The sequence below is a fragment of the Allofrancisella heilbronnii genome, assembly GCF_000710735.2.
GTDB lineage: Bacteria > Pseudomonadota > Gammaproteobacteria > Francisellales > Francisellaceae > Francisella > Francisella frigidaquae.
This window is the reverse complement of the sequence record NZ_CP144673.1, coordinates 685,182-705,259: the sequence shown is the minus strand read 5'-3', so window position 1 is coordinate 705,259 and position 20,078 is coordinate 685,182. Positions and strand designations below refer to the sequence as shown.

Below are 20,078 nucleotides of genomic sequence, written 5' to 3'. Positions count from 1 at the left end.
TAGCTCCTATTCTTTACCTAAATCTCTAAGTTTAGAGCCAGAAACTAAGTTACTTTCTATTTTTTCTAAGCTAATTCCTTTTGTCTCAGGTACGAAAAACTTAAGAAATATAATAGAAAGTAAACAAAACCCAGCATACACCACAAACAATAATGGTTTACCCCATTCACCTGCACTCATTATTACATTTGAATTACTTACAACTACATATACAAAAGTCCAGTTTACAATGGTTGTTACAGTTAGACCTACTTCACGAACTCTCTGTGGAAAAATCTCAGAACATAAAGTCCAAGCAACAGGTCCCCAAGAACATGCAAAGCCAAATATATAAACCAAACAAAATACCAGTAGCACATATTTTGGAGCGTTAGAAGTAGTATGACTTATATCAATTAGATAAAAACTATATGCTGCTATCAATAAAGAGACCATCATAATTATAGCTCCTACTGTTAATAGCTTTTTTCTACCCCATTTTTCTACCCATTTTATCGCTGGAAAAGTAGATAAGAAATTAACAAAGAAAACCATTAACCCAGCTAATATAATATTTAAACCAGCACCTTCTAAAAACTTAGGTGCATAATAAATCATCATATTGATACCAACAAGTTGTTGAAACATCTGGATAACTACACCCACAAATAAGATTTTCCAAAAATATTTTTTAGCAACTGCCTCTATTATCGAAACCTTTTTCTCTCCAAGCTTTTGCTTGATTTCACTAATTTCTAGCTCAACCTCATCTTTTTTTCTGGTTTTAGCTAAAATAACTCTTGCTTCTTCTTCTCTATTTTTCAACATCAACCATCTAGGGCTTTTTGGTAAAAAGAAACAACCAACAAGCATTAAAAATGCAAACAGTGTTATTACACTAAACATTAGGGTAAGAGAGATTTTCGTATGACCTACAAACTCTACTATAATCACGTTTGTAAGGCATATTAAAAATATCCCAAAAGTGATCATAAGTTGAAATAACGTAGACATTGCTCCTCTTACATTGGTTGGAGCTGTCTCTGCCAAATAAAGAGGGGTTGCAAAAGAAGCTAATCCCACACCAAAACCTAAAGTAAATCTACATGCTGTTAGAATTTCGATAGGTGGCAATAAAGAAGAAACAAGAGCCCCTATCAGAAAAGAAAAACCAGCAACTAGTAAAGTATTTTTCCTTCCTAAATAACGAGTAAAAAAGCCACTGCATAGAGTTCCAGCTATCCCACCAAAAGCTAAAATAGCATTAAAATTACCCTCTTGTATACTCCCATCTGCAATACCATATATATGATTAAGAGTTTTGCCAGCATTAGCAATAAACCCCTGATCTAAACCAAATAGCAAACCACCAAGAGCTGCTACTATGCATATGAAAATAACGATTTTTCTGAATTCTTTTTGACTTTCCATTAGTTAAAGCATTTTTAACACACTGTTACTATAAAATAGATTATTTAGTAAACTAATGCAATTACAATTTACACCTAACTTAGAATAAACTCGTATAAATAATAGAAAGTACAAAACTGCTCTGGGTCCTCAGATATTTAAGTAAAATATATTAAACAAATTTAAAATGCATCTACCTTTTTTATGATACAATTTAATTGGTTATTGCAATACGTATGATTTTAAAGTAAGATGCAAAAAACTTATTTATTTGGGAAAAATATGTTTACTTGTCAAATTTGTCAAAAATCTTTTACAGATAAAAATGAATTTCGTATTCATACGAAAATTAAACATGGAACAAATTTTTTTTTGAGGATGATGAATTAGAAAGTATTAAATTATATTCTGGAATTTTGTACCAAGAAATTAACAACTATATAAGAGGTATTAAAGAATTTCTTGATTTTCATATTAACGACCAGAAAAAATTAAAATTATATAATAGTATAAGAGCTTTAACTCTAAAGGAATTGCCTAAGCCAATTAGAGTATATAGAGGGGTCGATTTTAATTACCCAACCAACTTAAAAAAAATCAATTTAAAGGGATTTTCTAGTACAAGTTTAGAGAAAGATATTGCTTTGAGGTTTGTAAAAGGATTAAATCCAACTTTATTAATTATAAATAGAGTTGTACAAGGAATTGATATGAGCCTTGACTATAGGCTTAATAATGTTGAAAAAGAAGTGATTTTACCAGATGATACTGAAATATTAATTACTTTTGATAAATATGAAACTCAATATAGAGTAATTGAAGGAACTTTTATTAAAAAACTTAATTTATTTCCTACTTTTAATACAAATATGTACCCTAAAAAACCAATTTTAAAAGATGTACCAGTATTGGAAAAAAGACGATCTTTTTTTGATTCTCACTGTGACAGTGACGACTCTTACTTTGATAATAACGAACCTATAGAAAAAAAGAAAAGCAAACTATTTAGCGACTTTGATGATAGATTAGCAGATTTCGAAGATTTTATAGATAAAATATAGTAGTTAATTAATAACTCACCTTACGCAAGTTAGTCATGAATTTCTAATTTCATATAGTTGCTTAAGAGCAATAGCATTAGATCTAACCAAGAGCTTATATTTCAGAGCGAAGTGGTTTAGTGAAGTTTTTATCTTGAGCATTTCTAGTTTACAAAAAGCCGCTAATGAGCAAAAAATATGATTTCTTTGAGTTTTCTCAACTTTAGTTGGTGATGCTGATAAAGAAGTATTTTGCTTAATTGATTTGTGATAAACCTCTATTTGCCATCTTTTTTGATTTATTATAACATATTAGCGAAAATATTTCGGATTAACTATAGAAGCTCATTTAAGCGATCTGGATTGTGTTGAGTATAACATGTGTTTACAACCTGAGGCTTTAAATCACATTTGAAAGATAATGAAGGTTTAATTGGCTTTTTGTAGTCTCCTTTCAATAAAAAAATAATGTTTTCAGGAGAGCGTCCTTCCATATGTATATGATGCTGCCAAGTATGGCAGCGAGGAGTCCATAGCTCACCAATAGCCAAATTTTTTTCCCAATAATCAAATCTCTTACCAAGCATTATCTGTCGTTCTGTAGTTGTCATAGTATACATATGATGAGGTTTGACCAAGACTTCATGACCATCGATGCTTATCCATGGGAGTTCTTTATCACCTCGAACGTCTGTTAATAAGGAATTCTTCCGTAACTGATTAGCAATATTATGTTCTTTATTTAGTGGCAAGTAAGCTACAAGATGATGTTCATAGTCGAATAATTCACCTAAATATGGATATTTATTATCCTTGCCTAATAATCTTGTATATCTATCATCTATCATATAATGTGGGTTTGTTTGTTCGTTGTGCCATACATTATTTTCCATATCTTTACTAGTAACGAATTTACGGACAGGCAATCCTTCCAACATACTTAGGAGGTGGTGGCCAAAGCAAGTGCCGAATATGGGTTTACCATTTTTAATAAAATAATCTAAGAATTTTGGAAAGACGAACTCAGCCGTGTCATTTTTTACTGTTTCGAAATAATCAAATCCTGTAGTTTGTTGGGGGTATTTAATTTCAGAGATATTATTTTCTGAAGGCGAATTTTTTAAAGCTGAGTTTGGGATAAACCCAAGACGAAGGTTGCGAGAAGTTGGTTCGATAATGAGTACATCATGTAAATCTAAGATGCAAGTAATAGCATCCATTTTTTTAAGTTTAGTAACTTCTTCCCAAGTATAAGAAGAGCTGAATCTTCGACGATACTTGACACATGTTTCGATATGTTTTAGAAAATTTCCCCAAAGACTCAATATTCGGCTTTCTGTATGCATATCTATAAGCCTATTTCTAAGGCCTGCAAACTTAAAAGAAACTTCCATTGTAACCTCATCGAAATTCATAACGGTAATATGGTAATCTTTTGCTAAGGCTGGATACCAAAGTTCAGGATGTCCACATTGATCATAGTTGATTATTAATACACGTTTATTCATTTTTATAATTCTCCTTATAATGTTTGATTATTATGGTCTTTGTCAATTATCTAGGTTCCATGAACAAAAAAATTGAATAAATCATTTAAGTATATTTAAATAGTTTTGCGAACAAATATACTTATTGCAAATGGAATATTATATATCAGAGTCAAATTGGTCAACTATTTTAACTTTTCTTACAACTCAAAAATGCTTGCACATAAAAGATACAGTTAAGCTTAGAAGATTCATGTAAGTATATTCCTAATTATTATGGTAATAGCAGAGCTCTACATAAGCGTTATAAATATTGGGCTGATAAATGTATTTGGAATGATCTAATAACTTATGTATCTAATGCAGATACACAGCAGTTTATGTTAGATTCATTATCAGTAAAAGCACTTTAGTAAGTACATTTATTTGGCTGAAGTGATTTTTTTTACATTGAACCTAATCTTGGATCTAGCTGATGTAGTTTCAAAGGTTAAACCTTCAGACTCTTTTATCGATAATACTTTCTTACGAAAATCTAGTGAATACGTCATAGCTACAAATAATGAATAATTATAACTGAAATATCTCGATTTAGCTATATAACAACACTTACAGCTATACTCGCTGAAGCCCCACACTTTCTTAAATAAAACCTCTTATTAGAAATCATTATGTATTAAAAATTAATATCTCACATTAAAAAACACATATATGAAATTAAATACTTGTAAGCAATACTATAAAACGGAATTACCAGCTTAAATGTTTAAATTAATAATGATTGTAATTAAATAAATAATAACAAAATAGAGGAGAATTAACAAAATGAATAAACGTGTATTAATAATCAACTATGATAAATATGGACATCCTGAACTTTGGTATCCAGCCTTAGCAAAAGATTACCATATTACTGTCATGAATTTCGATGAGTATACAATGGAAGTTTCTTTTAAGTTTCCAGGCCTTAGTGATAAGCTTACAGAATTTAAAATATCGAGTCTTTGGGGAAATTTTCTAAAACATATCGAAACGTGTGTTCAGCATGGACGAACATTCCGATTTTCTTATAACTGGAAACAAGTTACTAAACTTAAAAAAATGGATGCTATTACTTGCATCTTAAATTTACATGATGTACTCATTATCGAACCAACTTCTCGCAACCTTCGTCTTGGGTTTGTCCCAAACCCAGCTTTAACAAATAAAAATATTCCTGAAGTTAAATATACCAAAAAAAATACACAATTTAATGACCTTGATTCATTAAAAGAAGATATGGTTGAGTTCATCTTTCCAAAATTCTTAGATCATTTTATTAAAAAAGGTAAACCCATATTTGGCACTTGCTTTGGTCACCAAATGATGAGCATGTTAGAGGGGTTACCTGTCCGTAAACTCGTTACTACTAAAGATATGGAAGATAATGTATGGCATACCGAACGACAAAAACCACATTATATGACAGATAATAAAAGTATGACAAAGCTATTGGGCAACGATAAAAAATATCAGTACCTAGGCGAATCTTTCGACTATGAACATCACCTTGTAGCTTACTTGCCACTAAATAAAGAACATAATATTGCTAATCAGTTACGGAAGAATTCCTTATTAACAGACGTTCGAGGTGATAAAGAACTCCCATGGATAAGCATCGATGGTCATGAAGTCTTGGTCAAACCTCATCATATGTATACTATGACAACTACAGAACGACAGATAATGCTTGGTAAGAGATTTGATTATTGGGAAAAAAATTTGGCTATTGGTGAGCTATGGACTCCTCGCTGCCATACTTGGCAGCATCATATACATATGGAAGGACGCTCTCCTGAAAACATTATTTTTTTATTGAAAGGAGACTACAAAAAGCCAATTAAACCTTCATTATCTTTCAAATGTGATTTAAAGCCTCAGGTTTCATATGACCTCCAGAATCAAAATATCCCATATTTCTTCATTAAAACCTTATGTAGTTTGTAATATTCTAACGACTCTATTACGGATTAAAATCGCCTAACGCTAGTGGGAAAGATATCTGTTTTAGATAAGCATGGGTCTGTTGCAAGCATAGTCGATTTGGATGATTTAACTGGAGTTACGGACTTTTGCAAAATAGATAAAGCGAAAAAGTTTTCTATGTGTTAATTTATAGTTACATCAACTATGTTACGTTCTAAAAATGAAACAACGTGAATTAGCAAATCTATATACTGAATATTTACTCTGCCAAATGTCTCAAGCTAGTGCTACGATGTGTTCAAGTATGTTAGATAACACAATTAAACACGATAGTTTTACAAGAATGCTTCAAGTTGGTAATTACGAAAGTCAATATGTTTGGTACAAAGGTAAAAGTATTTTAAGTAATTTTAGAGAGGCTTTTAAGATTTTCTCATTAGACAACACTATAGTTCATAAGCCAGATAGCAAGATAAATGAAGTTGTAAACTGGTTTTATGATCATTCTGTAGGCAAAGCAGTAAAAAGCATAAATCTTATTAGTGCTTTAATCCATACAGAATGTGCTGATATTCCTGTTGGCTTTGAAGTGCAAACTAAGGATCAGCTAGTAGTAGAGAAAGATAAGCATGGTAAAGATAGATTAAAACGTAAAGCCCGTTATACGATAAATGAATTAGCTAGGAAGCTTGTAATTAAGACATTAAAGAATGTTACAAAGTTTAACTATCTTGTAGCCGACAGCTATTTTGCTTCTAAAGCTAACTTAAATTTTTTTAACAAACATAAACTCAAGTATGTAATAGGTATAGCGAATAATCGTTTGGTTGCTAAGAGTAAAACTAACGCTCTTGCTGGTAACTACTGTAGGTTAGATGAATTAGGATTGCTAGAAAATGAGGCTATGAAAATTTATTTAAAAGATATAAAATATAGTCTTGTGGTTACTCGCCAAGTCTTCAAAAACGGGGACAATTCAACAGGTGAGATTTATTTAATTACTAATGATCTAAACCTAGAGAGTAGCCACATAGAAGATATCTATCAAAAAAGATGGAACATAGAAGTTTATCATCGAAGTATAAAACAAAACGCTAGCCTTGCTAAATCACCTACATATGTAATTACTACTCAGCTTAACCATATAGGTTTATCTATAGGGGCATTTATTGAACTTGAAAAACTAAAACTTGCTTCAAATAAAAATCACTATGCTTTGAAAAGAAAAATTTTAATTGCCGCCAATCAAGCTAGTCATAGGGAAATTATAAAAATGAAAAAGATACTTAAAATGACTGCTTGAATCTAAAAAGTGTAATAGCTTTGACTTAATCTGACATTGTGTATAAAATAAGATGTCAAATTAAGGAAGAATAAAATGAATGCATCTCAAAAGATAATCAAACCCAAATTAGGTCTGTTAGAATTAGCAAAACAATTAGGTAATGTCAAGCAAGCTTGTAAAGTGATGGGTTACTCAAGAGACAGCTACTATCGCTTTAAAGAGTTATACGATAATGGTGGAGAATTAGCTTTACAAGAAATATCCCGTAAGAAGCCATTAGAGAAAAATAGAGTTGAGGCACATATTGAGCAAGCAGTAGTTAATATGGCTTATGAATATCCGGCGTATGGACAACATAGAGTATCAAATGAATTAGCAAAGCAAGGAATATTAGTCTCAGGAAGTGGAGTTAGATCTATTTGGCTTAGACATGACTTAGAGAATTTTAAGAAGCGATTAACAGCACTAGAGACCAAAGTAGCTCAAGATGGCTTTATACTTACAGAAGCTCAATTACAAGCTTTAGAAAAAGAAAAAGCTAAAAAGGTTGCTACTGGTGAGATTGAAACGCATCATCCAGGTTACTTAGGATCTCAAGATAGCTATGTAGGGTATATAAAAGGTATAGGTAAGATATATCAACAGACATTTGTAGATACGTATACTAGAGTAGGATTTGCTAAGTTATATACAGAAAAAAATGCAATAGTAGCTGCTGATATGCTTAATGATAAGGTATTACCATTCTTTGAGGAACATGGAATAGATCTATTAAGAGTATTAACAGATAGAGGCACGGAATATTGTGGAAAGCTGGAGAATCATTCCTACCAGATGTACTTAAGCATAGAAGACATTGACCATACTAAAACAAAAGCTAACTCCCCTCAAACTAATGGTATCTGTGAAAGATTTCATAAAACTATGAAAAATGAATGTTATGAGACAATGTTTAGAAAAAAGGTTTATTCAACGATTGAGGAGATTCAGCAAGATGTTGATATATGGCTGGATTATTACAATAACGATAGACCACATTCTGGTAAGCACTGTTATGGAAAACGCCTATGAAAACTTTTATTGACTCAAAACCTTTGGCAAAAGAGAAAAATTTAGGTAATATGTTTGATAAATCTGACACTAGTTTAGAAATAAATTCAGTCTCAAATTAATTGGTGACTGTCAGATCAAGTTTGAGCTACTACACCTTAGCCGTTTTATTGGCGTATTTTGTACAGTAACCTTTATCAGCATAAATAGCACCACCATCAGGGCAAACATATTTTATACCCTTTGCATCTGTAACATTTGCAGGTGTCACAGCTACTTTATTAATCAGACCACTTTGCATATCTACACTAACATGTTTCTTATAGCCATACCAAAATTTATCTTTACCTTTACATCCTATACGTGCTTGCTTATCTGTAGCTACTTTGGGAAGTATTTCATTATTTAACTTTTCATATTTCTCTTTGATAGCTTTATCTCTTTCTTTCCAAAGATTGGCTTTAGCTATTAGATGACTAGCATCAACAAAACTAAAAACTTCATTGATAAACCCTTGTTGTTTTAATTGATTTCTTAAATCATTAAAAATTTCTGATATAAAACGGGTACCTATATTCTTTCTTAGTTTACAAAATACACTATGATCGGGTGTTTTTTCTGATAACGTAAATTCACAAAACCATTTAGCCGCATTATTTTCTTGTAGATATTTCTCTAATTCTCTATCGCTAAGATCTTCCATAAACTGTAATAGCAAACATTTAAATAAACGTAGCATTCCATAACCTTTATAGGGGTTATCTTTTTCAAACTTCTTTAATTTCTTAGCAACATTTTTAAAGTTCCAAATCGATATAAACTTACGATAGGTATGATTTCTCGGTATTAAATCATTAAGACTTATCATTTCTATTTGATTCATAGATAAATAAATTTCAAATAACTTTTACTGTACATATTTTAACAAAATTTGGACTTGGCAGCATTAGATTTCAACACGCCCAAGCATATACTGTTCGTTGAGATTTAATCTAAAAGTCTAGATTTTTACAAAAAGCTATCCAAACATATTTTTTAATGCTGAAATGTTTTGCTTTGAATTCTCTTTGCGAGTTTCTGGACATTCTTTTTCACTACCAACCCAATATAAATCAGTCTCAGGTAGCTCTTCTATAAACCTACTTGGAACAGTGACTATTTTTTCACCAAATTTTTTACGATGTTTTGTAAGTGTTATCGTTAAATTTTCTTTTGCTCTAGTTATAGCTACATAAGCTAGGCGTCTTTCATCTTCTATAGATTCTTCTTCTATACTTTGCTGGTGAGGTAATATACCCTCTTCCATTCCCATTATATAGACTTTTTTAAATTCTAAACCTTTTGAAGCATGCATCGTTATAATCTGAACTTGATCATCATTTTTTTCTTCGTTATCTCTATCTAAAATGTCTATAAGCAACATCTTATTCAAAACCAAAGATAAAGAATCAAGCCCATTATACGCTTCATCCTCTAACTGATTAACTATCCATCTTATAACTTCTAATACATTAGCGTACCTAAATTCAGCTTGTTTTTCTGATGAGCTTGAGTCTATTAACCACTGTCTATACGAAATTTTTTCAACAAATTCTCCTAAAATCTTTTTAAGCTCTACTGTAGAAATACTAGCTACAATCTCTTGTTGAGTAAAAATTATTAAATCTTTAAATTTGTTAAGATTTGCTTTAGCATACTCGCGCAATTCTACTTTATCTAGGTTATAGAGAGTATGAAAAAAACTACAATGATAAAAGCTAGCATACTCACCAAGTTTATGAATAGTTGCGCTACCTACTTCTCTTTTTGGAGTATTAATAACACGTAAAAACGCTCTGTCATCATCAGGGTTTACAATAAGACGTAGATAAGAAACAATATCTTTAATTTCAGATTTTGAAAAAAATGAAGTACCTCCACTTATAGCGTACGGAATTTTATGCATTTGCATATACCTTTCTAATACAAAAGCTTGATAGTTACTACGAATTAATATCGCATAATCAGAATTTTTTGAATTTGTTTTTATTCTATCAAAAAAAATATCACTAGCGATGAATTGTGACTCATCTTCATCATTTAGCAAACTTATAACTTTAACCTGATCACCATATCCTTTAGCTGACCAAAGTTTCTTTTCAAAAATATGGCTATTATTTTCTATAAGTTTGTTTGCGACATTTAAAATTCTACCTGTAGAACGATAGTTTTGTTCTAGTTTTATAACTTTTAAATCAGGAAAATCCTCTTGTAAATGGCGTAAATTTTCTGGTCGTGAACCTCGCCAGGCATATATAGACTGATCATCATCACCTACTACTGTAAATTTATTTTTACCTTGCGTGAGATACTTTAATAGTTGGTATTGTGATTCATTAGTATCTTGATATTCATCTATTAGTATATATCTAAATTTATCTGACCATAGTTTTTGTATATTTGGATTAGTTCTAAAAAGCTGAATTGGTTGAAATATTAAATCATCAAAATCAAATGAGTTATATGACTTTAAATATTTTTGATACTCTTGGTAGATAAACATTGCTTGATGCTCTAGTTCATCTTTAGGCTCAACTTGCTCTGGCATTAAAAGTGCTGATTTCCAAAATGAAATTTTAGATTGTATTGCTCCAGCATTTTGCTTTGGTAGTTGATACTCTTCATATGCTATATCGTAAATAAGAGCTAAAGAATCAGCACTATCAAAAAGTGTAAAGCTTTTTTTATACCCTAGATCAGCATAGTGTTTCTTTAAAACCGATAATCCTAATGAGTGAAAAGTAGTTATCATCAATCCTTTAGATACATCTTTATCAAGCCTAGCTCTGACTCTTTCTTGCATTTCTTTGGCTGCTTTGTTGGTAAAGGTAACAGCTAAGATACTTTTACCAGGATATAATAACTGCTCTATAAGGTAAGAAATTTTCTCAATAATAACGCTAGTTTTACCACTGCCAGCACCGGCTAATACTAATAAAGGTGATCCTATATACTTTACAGCCTGTTGCTGTTGGGGGTTAAGATTATCTAGCATTTTATGATTTTATGGCCATCTTCTAGCTGGTATTCTGACTCTGTAGATTCTTTATGGAAAACTACTAACATATAACACTGGTTATCTAAAAAGATTTTATTTACTACGTTTGCTAATGGTTTACTGTTTTGATCTTTCAAATCTAGTTCTTGAATATCAAAACTAGATTTTACAACTGCCAATTCTTTTTTCAACTTAGCTTTATAATGCATTCTAGCTATAACTTCTTGCCCCATATAGCAACCTTTCTTGTAGGATACTACATTTTCTAGACTATCTAACTCTAGTTCTGCTGGAAGAAATCTTTCAGTATTTTTTGCATCAATAATAGCTAGTTTATTTAGGATATTTTGTTTTTGGGCTGCTTCAAAACTGATATCAGACTCTAAACTACCTGTAGGTAAAATATCGTGCTTTAAAAATTCATTATCAGTAAGAAATAAAGCATATTGACCATTTATAGAAAAGCTAACTTTAGAAAACATACCATACTTTTTAAGCCAAGATTGCAGTATTTCTAAAACACCATCTTCTACAGAAAGCAAGAATTTATCATCAGCTATATATTTGATAAAACTTAACGAAATTATTCTACCCTTGAGGTTTGCAAACGCTGTAAGCAAAAGGTTGTTATTTGATGATAATAGATTTAAATCAGCAGTTGCAAGACCTTGGAGAAACTTTTTAGTATCTACACCTTGCACTTCTAATATTTTGAAATTTTGGTATTGATAAACACTCATAAGTATATGTAACCTTTATTAGTCTAGATTTAACAATTTTCTTAACCGTAGCTAATCAATTAATAATTTATCACAATGAATAATGTTTAAAATATCAATAATATGTCATCATGCTCGTGAAGACAGGCTTCGCTTTGTGTGACATATTAGTTTTATGGTAAATTAGCTATAACAAATTTTATATATTTAAGATAAACATGTAAAGCTTAGTTAAACCAATTAACAAAGCATATTTTAAATGATTTCAGATAATAATTTTTATGCTTTTAAACGTCTAATTCGATAGTTAGCTATTATTATAGAAGAAATAATCACCAGCATACCTACCATCTGTACAATGGTAATTTTTTCATTAAGAAATAATACTGCTAAAATTAAAGTAAATATAGGCATCAATGCAGTTAACATCCCTGTAGTTGGTGCTTGAAGATATTCACTCCCTTTACTCCAACATAAATAAAAAAGTCCTGATGCAACACCTAAAATCAATAGCATAACCCAATCAAACATACTTAACATTTCAATAAACCCAAAATCCACCCATAGCAACATCGGTAGTACAAAGATTGCATTTATGACATTAATAATAATCGAGCCTATTAATGGATTAATAGGAATTTTCATAACTTTAATCAATACATAATAGCCAGCCTCTGGTAACATAGCAATAAGAATAAGTAAGTTACCCAACCAGCTTATACTATTAACGCTTGTACTATCGTGAGAATACTGTAAATTAACCATGATTAAACCTATAATTGCCGTTAGAACACATATCCACTGTTTCAATGTTATAGATATTTTTAGTAGTAACCACATAGCTAAAATCACCATTGCAGGCAAAGTACTTGTGATAATGCCTGCCATAGTTGCAGAAGTATAATGAATCCCTGAAAGCATTAACAAATTAAATAATGCTCCACCACATAAACCTTGAGCAACTAATACCCACCATGCTTTTCGAGGCATTGACTTAAGAGCCAAGACTTGTGTGGTTTTACCACTAATGATTAAAATTATTAGAAGTGACATAGCACCGATAATGAAACGCATCTCTAGCAAAAAAATCAAAGGAACATGTTCTACTAAATATTTTGATCCAGTGATATTTATGCCCGTAACAAACTGAGCTACTAAAATACAACATAAACCAAATATAACTAATGCTCTGGAGTCTTGTTCCATGTTAATAACCTGAAAATTTTAAGCTCAAAATAAACTTTAATTATGACAGACAAAAGCTATAAAACGCAATTGGATTTTTTCATTAAGATATAGCTTTACTTAGTATCAGGTCGAATAAATTTTCTAATAAATGTATTAACAATACTTATCCATAATGGACTAAATAGCAATGATAATGAAACCAGAGTTATACTCATTTGATATGTAGTATTATCTAAGATATTTAGCACATACCCCATTGTTATAAGTACAAAACTAAACTCTCCTATTTGTGAGAGCATCGCCCCACCCATTAGAGCTTCTTCCACTCGCTGACGCAATGCTCTAAATATAAGTGTATTGATAATAGTATTAATTAAAAAAATTAATATTAAAAAAATAATAAACACAGATAAATTATTAAATACCAATTTTAAATTAATAAGCATACCTATGGAAATAAAAAATAAAGCCATGAAGATAGTTTTTACTGTAGCTAGGCTATTACCGACCCACTCTGTTTCTTCTACTGTAGCTACAATCATTCCTCCTACAAAAGCCCCCAAAGCTGAAGAAAGACCTAACTCACCTGTTAAAGATGCCATCCCAAAACATATTATCAATGCAGCAAAAACTTTCATTTCATCATCTTTCCCAAGTGCTGGTATAAAAGGCAATTTGATACTTTTCTTAATAGCCATAATAGCTGCGATAATAATAACCAGAGTACCACCTACAATCTGTAAAACAATCTGACTATAAGATGGGGCCTCACCTCCTAAAAAACCTATAATGATAAGCATAGGAACAACCGCTAAATCTTGTACAAGTAGTACTCCTAATACATTTTGGCCTAACCGAGTCCTCATACTACCACTGTCATGTAATAATTTTAGAACTACAGCTGTACTGCTTAAACTTACAACAGATCCAAAAAGCACTATCTTGGCTAAAGACCATTCTAAAGCTACTCCAACTAATGAAACTAGCAGGGTTGTTATAGTAATTTGTAACATAGTCCCGATAACTGGAACTTGCCAGTTTTCAGCAAACTTACGTGGTGAAATCTCCATACCTGCAAAAAATAATAATAAAATTACTCCTATTTCTCCTAATCTAGCAAGATTATGATTATCTTCTATAAGGTTTATGCCATATGGACCTAACAGTATTCCTGTTAGTAAATACGCTACAACATATGGTTGTTTAAGCTTTTTTATAATCATCGTAAGTACTAGTATTCCTAGCATTACAAATACAAATAATGAAATTAAAGGTTCTGTATGCATCTTATATATCTTTTAAAATTGTGTCTTTATATTAACCATTGTCCTACAGTTTTTACACTTGCTACCCTACTTATATTATTAATAGATGCTACATGCGCGGCTTCACTATAAGTTGTACACGCATCCTCTAAAACAGTTACATTATAATCTCTATCATGAGCTTCTCGAGCGGTTAGCTCTACAGCCATATCCGTTGATACTCCCATAATTATAATATCTTTAAAATCATTTGCTTTTAAAACACATTCTAAATCCGTGTTATAAAAAGCACTTATTCGGTGTTTAATTACGATATGATCATTAGCTTTAACATCTATTTGATCATAAATTTTTGTTCCCCATTTCCCTAGCTCTAAAGCATTAAATTTTTTAGCGTTACTAAAAATTGGTGAGTTTTCTGGACACTCTATATAATTAGCTGAAAATCCAACCTTCACATGTATAACTTGAATATCATTTGCACGTGCCTTGCTTATAGCCAAATTTGCATTTCCAATGACGTCATTTTTGACTAAGTTAGGTATAAACTTAGCTGCTAGCTTTCCTTCTGGATGTACAATTTCATTAATAAAATCAATTGAGAGTAAAACTTTTTTTACCATTTTATAACCTAACCTATACTTATAGTTAAATAACTTACTTAGCTATATTATACAAAACCATTGTTTGTTAAACCAACAAAAGCTACTTCTAATGATAATAAATTAGATTATTCACCTATATCTTCATTCCAAAGACTAGGACTATCTTTGATAAACTTCCGCATTATCTCAATACATTGGGCATCATTTACAACTGTAACGTTTATATCATTGGCTTTTAGAAGTTCTTCTTGCCCCATAAAATTAATGTTTTCACCAATCACTACATTTTTAATACCATAGAGTAATATAGCTCCTGTACACATCGCACACGGTGACAAAGTAGTATATAGAGTAGCCTTTTGGTAATCAGCTGCTTTTAACCTACCAGCCTTTTCTAAACAATCCATTTCTGCGTGGAGTATAGGGCTACCTTTTTGGATTCTTTGATTATGTCCAGCTCCAATAATTTTATTATCAATTACTAATATCGCACCTATTGGTATACCGCCCTCTGTTAGTCCTTTTTTAGCTTGTTCTAAGGCTTGCTGTAAATATTTATCCATTTCTTAGTAAAACTTTAGGTTATTTATATAAAGCTTATAATACTCTAATATAATCGAACAGCTTTATTTTTACTTTGTCAGTAAAATACTCTGTAAAGGGGCTATTGCAGCTAACAATTACCTCCAGCTGTATTATTGAAATTATAAAAGGTTTATGTAATTTTATAAATTATTCAGCTTTTTTTATCATAAAATGTTTAATTACAAGAGCCCTAATTGGACTAAACCATGATACACACCATCATGGTAATTCGCTTTTGTTATTAAAGTTGCCTTTTCTTTTAACTGCTTAGAGGCATTTTCCATTGCTATAGCAACATCAACCCTATCAAACATTTCTAAATCATTATTGCCATCACCAAAAGCATAAGTTTCATAATCTTGTAAGTTAAGATATTCAACCATTTTATCTATACCATCAGCTTTAGTATGACCTGCCAAATAACAATCAACATAACCATGTTCAATGTGCGGTGCTGTAACATAATCATCACCTAAGGTGTGTTGTAACGCTACAACATCAACATCCCTACCTAACACTAGAGCATTATAAATTGTTACATTTTGTAAGTTATGAGCTTTTATAATCTTATCTTTATTAACAATCACTTTATTATAAAAATATTTCAAGTCTTCTGATTCTAGATCATCTACGTAAGCAAAGTCACCTTCAAAAAGCCAATTATGATTATGCTTTTCGCAAAATTTAAGCACAGAAGTTATAGCTTCTTGAGGAAAAAGCTTTTCATAGACTAATTTATCACCAACTCGTATTACAGAACCATTTGCAGTAATATAGCCATCCATTGGTAAATCATACACTCTAGGTGGAACAAAATTTGGTGTCCTTCCTGTAGCTATAAAAGTTTTAAAACCTTGAGCTCTAAGCTTTTTAATAGCTTGAATATTTTTATCAGAAACAAAAAGTTGGCCTTTATTTTCGTAGACCAACGTACCATCAATATCAAAAAAGAACGCTTTTTTCATTTTTCTCCTTAGTAAATAAACATCGCGTCGCCATAACTATAGAAACGATATTTTTTATCTATAGCATGTTTATACGCATTTATTATATTTTCTTTTCCTGCAAACGCACTTACTAACATTATTAAAGTCGATTTTGGTAAATGAAAATTAGTAATCATTGCATCAACTATATTAAATTTTTTGCCAGGATATAAAAATATATCTGTCTCACCTTGATAAGCTTGTATTTCACCACTTTGCCCTGCTGATTCTAAAGAACGCACAGAGGTTGTACCTATTGCTATCACTCTACCACCATTAGCTTTTGTTTGACGGATCTTTTGGCAAACATCTTCTGGTACCGATATAACTTCTGAATGCATTTTATGACTCTCTACATCATCAACCTGTACAGGTTTAAAAGTACCGGAACCAACATGTAAAGTTATATAAGCTGTACCAACTTCTTTATCTTTTATCTGTTGCATTAATTCTTCTGAAAAATGCAAACCTGCTGTTGGTGCTGCCACTGAACCTAAATCTTTTGCATAAACTGTTTGGTAACGCTCAGCATCAAATTCTTCATCTTCTCGCTTCATATACGGAGGTAGTGGAATATGCCCAAACTCTTGCATTAACTGGTAAATATTCTTTTTATCTTGTAACTCAAGAAGATATATACCATCATCTTTATTCAAAACTTTAGCCAATGTGTCTTGAACATAAATTTCACTACCTATAACTGGTGAGCGATTTGCTTTGATATGAGTTTCAAAAACTTTTGGTGTTTTGATTTTTTCTACTAAAAATTCAAGCTTTGCACCTGTGGTTTTTTTACCATAAAGGCGAGCTAACATTACTTTACTATTATTAAAAACTAGTAAATCTTTTGGGTTTATAAAATCGATAAAATTTTTAAATTTATAATCTTTGATATTGCCAGTCTCTTTACTTAACTTTAAAAGTCTACTTTCATCACGCTTATCCAATGGATAACTAGCTATCAGTTCCTCTGGTAATTTATAATCAAAATCATCTGTTTTCATTTTTATCTCTTTTTATAAAACTTGTATTTGTAAAAACCTCCTCTTCAGAGGAGTACCTTGCTAAGCAAGGGGAGTATGGTAACTACTAACTACAAAGCTTGTTTTACAATAATTCTTTTTATAAAACTATTTTTATCAACAAACTTTAGTCCAAATCTACGTATTTTTTTAATATACTTATTATCACTACCAAATACCTCTTTAAAAGTTTTCATTAAAGTAATCATTTTAGTATTATCAAGTTTTCTATCACGTTGATATTTGTCTAAAGTTGATTCAGTCCCCAATAATCTACCTTTTGCAAAACTCTCACTTAGAACATTAGTCAAAGAAATAACATCTTTAAAGCCAAGATTTACACCCTGTCCAGCAAGTGGATGAATACTATGAGCAGCGTCCCCTACCAATACAACTTTATCTTGAATATAACTTTTGGCATGGCGTTGCAGCAATTCAAAGCCAAACCTTTTTGTTAGTAATTTAGTATCACCCAATACGTTTCCAATCGCTAAAGCTAAAGCTTTTTCAAATTCTTGCTCTTTCAAACCCATTAAATAATTAGCGTAATCTGTCTTAACTGACCAAACAATTGAAGCTTTATTTTTATTCTCCAAAGGTAAAAAAGCTAATACACCTTTATCATAAAACCTTTGGTATGCTGTTTGGTTATGGTCCTTTTCGAGCTCTAATGTAGCTACTATAGATATGTGATCATATGGTTTGACCTTTGTTTCAAAATTAAAATAATCTCGAATAAATGAATTAGCTCCATCAGCTCCAACCACCAGACTTGTTTCTATAGTTTTATTTTCCAAAATGATTTTAGCTATATTTTGGCATCTTTGAACTTCTTTGATTTTTTGATTATCAAATATTTCAATACCAGTTTGGCTAATTTTTTCCAATAAAGCTGTTGTTATAACATCGTTCTCTACTATACATCCTAAACTATGTTCTGATATTTCCTCTGCTGTAATAGTAATTTTTTCATCAAAATTATCATCCCATACCTGCATTTGATAATATGGTGAAACCTTGTAAGATCTAATAATATTCCACACATCTAGTTCTTTTAAAAATCTTTTTGAGGTATGGTTTATAGCACTAACTCTAGTTTCTATTCTGTTTTGATCTAGTACTTTACTACTAATGCTTTTAGCCTCTACTATCGCTACTTGTAAACCTTTTTTATGTAGAGCTAAGGCTAAACTTAGCCCTACCATACCAGCACCTACAATCACAATATCTTTTTGCAATATCATCACTCAACAACCTTTCTCATAAGAGTTGAACCCTTGCTAAGTTTACCCATCATTACACGAGATAGAGCTTTTTTAGCTAATTTACTACGCTGTAGTAAATGTAATCCAATATTTCTACTTACAACTAACTTTGGATCATTTGACACAAACCAGCGAATAAATCCATGCGTTATATAAATAGTTCTATCGTGATCTAGTTTTCTCACATTAGCAAATTCTGCTAACTTTTGATTTAAAGTTTGTTCTGAAAAATTATTATTCAGCAAATCATATAAAAACCCGATATCACGAATACTTAAATTTAAACCCTGACCTGATACTGGATGTAAAAAGTGTAAAGCATTCCCAAAAAATAGAATATTTTGTTTATATACTTCTTCAGATTGCACAAGGTATAGTGGGAATATAGCAGGCTTAGAAACCAGTTTTAGTTGCCCTAATCTATAACCAAACCTATCTTGGATAAGCTTTTCAAATTCTTTAGCATCAAGGTTTAATTTTGATTTTGACTGACTTCTATCTACTGTCCAAACACAGCCCATAGTATTATCAGTTTTTGGCAAAACAGCTAATACTCCATCACTCATAAATCTTTCAAAAGCTGTGTTTTTGTGGTCAAGTTCCGTTTGGATATCAAAAACTACAGCATCTTGCTTATAATCAGTAGTTTTAGCCGCAACATCTAACATCTTACGTATACTTGAATTTGCACCGTCACAAGCAATTATAAGTTTAGCTTGGATTATCTCCTGATGAGAACTAGTTTTATGTTTAACTATTAAGGAATAGTTTTGATCTTGTTTTTCTAAGTCTTCAACATTTGTGGCAAAAGATTTTGTAATATTAGGATTATTAGCAACGGCTTCCAAAGCTACTCTAAGTAATTCTTGCATTGGAGCAATAGTACCTAAGAATGGTAAATTTTCATCTTTTGCAAATATTTCTGCTCTACCATATTTACCTTTATCTGAAATGTGTACTTTTTGAATAGGCTGTGTACTACTTGTAATTTTATCCCATATTTCTAAGGTATTTAAAAATGCTATTGACGAATATGAGAGAGCTAAACTTCTATTATCATTTTTTACTTCTAGTTCATCTTTTTCTATGTGGATAATGTTAAGCTTCGCCTTAGCTAGAGTCAAAGATGTTAGTAAACCAACAACACCTCCTCCTACTATTGCTATGTCATATTTACTAGCCATAAAATT

The 20,078-nt window shown here is 31.1% G+C and carries 15 protein-coding genes and 3 pseudogenes; 4 read left to right on the top strand and 14 right to left on the bottom strand.

Features of this window, described 5'->3' with window-relative positions:
* Positions 1-6: 6 nt before the first annotated feature.
* Positions 7-1,410: a sugar porter family MFS transporter gene (locus tag FRA_RS03300; RefSeq protein WP_035718851.1), complete on the bottom strand. Its 1,404-nt coding sequence runs from the start codon at positions 1,408-1,410 to the stop codon at positions 7-9.
* 362 nt (positions 1,411-1,772) lie between these two features.
* On the opposite strand from FRA_RS03300, the pseudogene FRA_RS03295 reads away from it, so the two are divergent.
* Positions 1,773-2,450, top strand: a pseudogene (locus tag FRA_RS03295) (ADP-ribosyltransferase); the annotation flags it as partial.
* Positions 2,451-2,483: 33 nt separating this feature from the next.
* On the opposite strand, the pseudogene FRA_RS03290 reads toward FRA_RS03295, so the two are convergent.
* Positions 2,484-2,726, bottom strand: a pseudogene (locus FRA_RS03290) (IS701 family transposase); the annotation flags it as partial.
* 38 nt (positions 2,727-2,764) lie between these two features.
* Positions 2,765-3,937, bottom strand: coding sequence for a hypothetical protein (locus FRA_RS03285; RefSeq protein ID WP_035718830.1), 1,173 nt, complete (start codon positions 3,935-3,937; stop codon positions 2,765-2,767).
* A gap of 804 nt (positions 3,938-4,741) precedes the next feature.
* Here FRA_RS03285 and FRA_RS03280 point away from each other — a divergent pair.
* The 3 genes and pseudogenes from FRA_RS03280 (at position 4,742) to FRA_RS03270 (ending at position 8,338) form a co-directional block, all read left to right on the top strand.
* Positions 4,742-5,902 (top strand): hypothetical protein, encoded by a 1,161-nt coding sequence (locus FRA_RS03280; RefSeq protein ID WP_035718827.1) that lies wholly within the window; start codon positions 4,742-4,744, stop codon positions 5,900-5,902.
* A gap of 199 nt (positions 5,903-6,101) precedes the next feature.
* Positions 6,102-7,184, top strand: a complete 1,083-nt coding sequence (locus FRA_RS03275; protein ID WP_081835909.1) for a transposase — start codon at positions 6,102-6,104, stop codon at positions 7,182-7,184.
* A 75-nt stretch (positions 7,185-7,259) separates the two neighbouring features.
* Positions 7,260-8,338 (top strand): annotated as a pseudogene (locus FRA_RS03270) (IS481-like element ISFw3 family transposase).
* Between the two features lie 29 nt (positions 8,339-8,367).
* Here FRA_RS03270 and FRA_RS03265 read toward each other — a convergent pair.
* The 11 genes from FRA_RS03265 to FRA_RS03215 form a co-directional block, all read right to left on the bottom strand.
* Complete coding sequence (locus FRA_RS03265; RefSeq protein WP_035718823.1) at positions 8,368-9,099, bottom strand: transposase; 732 nt, start codon at positions 9,097-9,099, stop codon at positions 8,368-8,370.
* Between the two features lie 135 nt (positions 9,100-9,234).
* Positions 9,235-11,250, bottom strand: a complete 2,016-nt coding sequence (locus tag FRA_RS03260; RefSeq protein WP_035718821.1) for a UvrD-helicase domain-containing protein — start codon at positions 11,248-11,250, stop codon at positions 9,235-9,237.
* On the bottom strand, positions 11,244-11,993 hold the full coding sequence (ygfZ, locus tag FRA_RS03255; protein WP_035718818.1) for a CAF17-like 4Fe-4S cluster assembly/insertion protein YgfZ: 750 nt from the start codon (positions 11,991-11,993) through the stop codon (positions 11,244-11,246). The genes FRA_RS03260 and ygfZ overlap by 7 nt, the downstream gene beginning before the upstream one ends.
* 258 nt (positions 11,994-12,251) lie before the next feature.
* Positions 12,252-13,178: a DMT family transporter gene (locus tag FRA_RS03250; RefSeq protein ID WP_035718817.1), complete on the bottom strand. Its 927-nt coding sequence runs from the start codon at positions 13,176-13,178 to the stop codon at positions 12,252-12,254.
* Between the two features lie 95 nt (positions 13,179-13,273).
* On the bottom strand, positions 13,274-14,446 hold the full coding sequence (locus tag FRA_RS03245) for a cation:proton antiporter (RefSeq protein WP_035718815.1): 1,173 nt from the start codon (positions 14,444-14,446) through the stop codon (positions 13,274-13,276).
* Between the two features lie 26 nt (positions 14,447-14,472).
* Positions 14,473-15,048 carry a cysteine hydrolase family protein gene (locus FRA_RS03240; RefSeq protein WP_035718812.1) on the bottom strand — a complete coding sequence of 192 codons (576 nt, stop codon included), beginning with the start codon at positions 15,046-15,048 and terminating at the stop codon, positions 14,473-14,475.
* Between the two features lie 107 nt (positions 15,049-15,155).
* Entirely contained in the window at positions 15,156-15,593 is a 438-nt protein-coding gene (locus FRA_RS03235; protein ID WP_035718810.1) for a nucleoside deaminase, read from the bottom strand.
* A gap of 201 nt (positions 15,594-15,794) precedes the next feature.
* On the bottom strand, positions 15,795-16,580 hold the full coding sequence (locus FRA_RS03230) for a Cof-type HAD-IIB family hydrolase (protein ID WP_035718807.1): 786 nt from the start codon (positions 16,578-16,580) through the stop codon (positions 15,795-15,797).
* An 8-nt stretch (positions 16,581-16,588) separates the two neighbouring features.
* Positions 16,589-17,605 carry a tRNA preQ1(34) S-adenosylmethionine ribosyltransferase-isomerase QueA gene (gene queA, locus FRA_RS03225; protein WP_035718805.1) on the bottom strand — a complete coding sequence of 339 codons (1,017 nt, stop codon included), beginning with the start codon at positions 17,603-17,605 and terminating at the stop codon, positions 16,589-16,591.
* Between the two features lie 89 nt (positions 17,606-17,694).
* Positions 17,695-18,867, bottom strand: a complete 1,173-nt coding sequence (locus FRA_RS03220) for a UbiH/UbiF/VisC/COQ6 family ubiquinone biosynthesis hydroxylase (RefSeq protein WP_035718803.1) — start codon at positions 18,865-18,867, stop codon at positions 17,695-17,697.
* Positions 18,867-20,072, bottom strand: coding sequence for an FAD-dependent monooxygenase (locus tag FRA_RS03215; protein WP_035718801.1), 1,206 nt, complete (start codon positions 20,070-20,072; stop codon positions 18,867-18,869). The genes FRA_RS03220 and FRA_RS03215 overlap by 1 nt, the downstream gene beginning before the upstream one ends.
* Between the last annotated feature and the right edge of the window lie 6 nt (positions 20,073-20,078).

Bases quoted from the DNA above. Each gene is read 5' to 3' on its own strand.
- FRA_RS03300 (WP_035718851.1), bottom strand. From the start codon at position 1,410: ATGGAAAGTCAAAAAGAATTCAGAAAAATCGTTATTTTCATATGCATA.
- FRA_RS03265 (WP_035718823.1), bottom strand. From the start codon at position 9,099: ATGAATCAAATAGAAATGATAAGTCTTAATGATTTAATACCGAGAAAT.
- FRA_RS03220 (WP_035718803.1), bottom strand. From the start codon at position 18,867: ATGATATTGCAAAAAGATATTGTGATTGTAGGTGCTGGTATGGTAGGG.
- FRA_RS03245 (WP_035718815.1), bottom strand. From the start codon at position 14,446: ATGCATACAGAACCTTTAATTTCATTATTTGTATTTGTAATGCTAGGA.
- FRA_RS03250 (WP_035718817.1), bottom strand. From the start codon at position 13,178: ATGGAACAAGACTCCAGAGCATTAGTTATATTTGGTTTATGTTGTATT.
- FRA_RS03230 (WP_035718807.1), bottom strand. From the start codon at position 16,580: ATGAAAAAAGCGTTCTTTTTTGATATTGATGGTACGTTGGTCTACGAA.
- FRA_RS03240 (WP_035718812.1), bottom strand. From the start codon at position 15,048: ATGGTAAAAAAAGTTTTACTCTCAATTGATTTTATTAATGAAATTGTA.
- queA (WP_035718805.1), bottom strand. From the start codon at position 17,605: ATGAAAACAGATGATTTTGATTATAAATTACCAGAGGAACTGATAGCT.
- FRA_RS03275 (WP_081835909.1), top strand. From the start codon at position 6,102: ATGAAACAACGTGAATTAGCAAATCTATATACTGAATATTTACTCTGC.
- FRA_RS03280 (WP_035718827.1), top strand. From the start codon at position 4,742: ATGAATAAACGTGTATTAATAATCAACTATGATAAATATGGACATCCT.
- FRA_RS03215 (WP_035718801.1), bottom strand. From the start codon at position 20,072: ATGGCTAGTAAATATGACATAGCAATAGTAGGAGGAGGTGTTGTTGGT.
- FRA_RS03285 (WP_035718830.1), bottom strand. From the start codon at position 3,937: ATGAATAAACGTGTATTAATAATCAACTATGATCAATGTGGACATCCT.
- FRA_RS03235 (WP_035718810.1), bottom strand. From the start codon at position 15,593: ATGGATAAATATTTACAGCAAGCCTTAGAACAAGCTAAAAAAGGACTA.
- ygfZ (WP_035718818.1), bottom strand. From the start codon at position 11,993: ATGAGTGTTTATCAATACCAAAATTTCAAAATATTAGAAGTGCAAGGT.
- FRA_RS03260 (WP_035718821.1), bottom strand. From the start codon at position 11,250: ATGCTAGATAATCTTAACCCCCAACAGCAACAGGCTGTAAAGTATATA.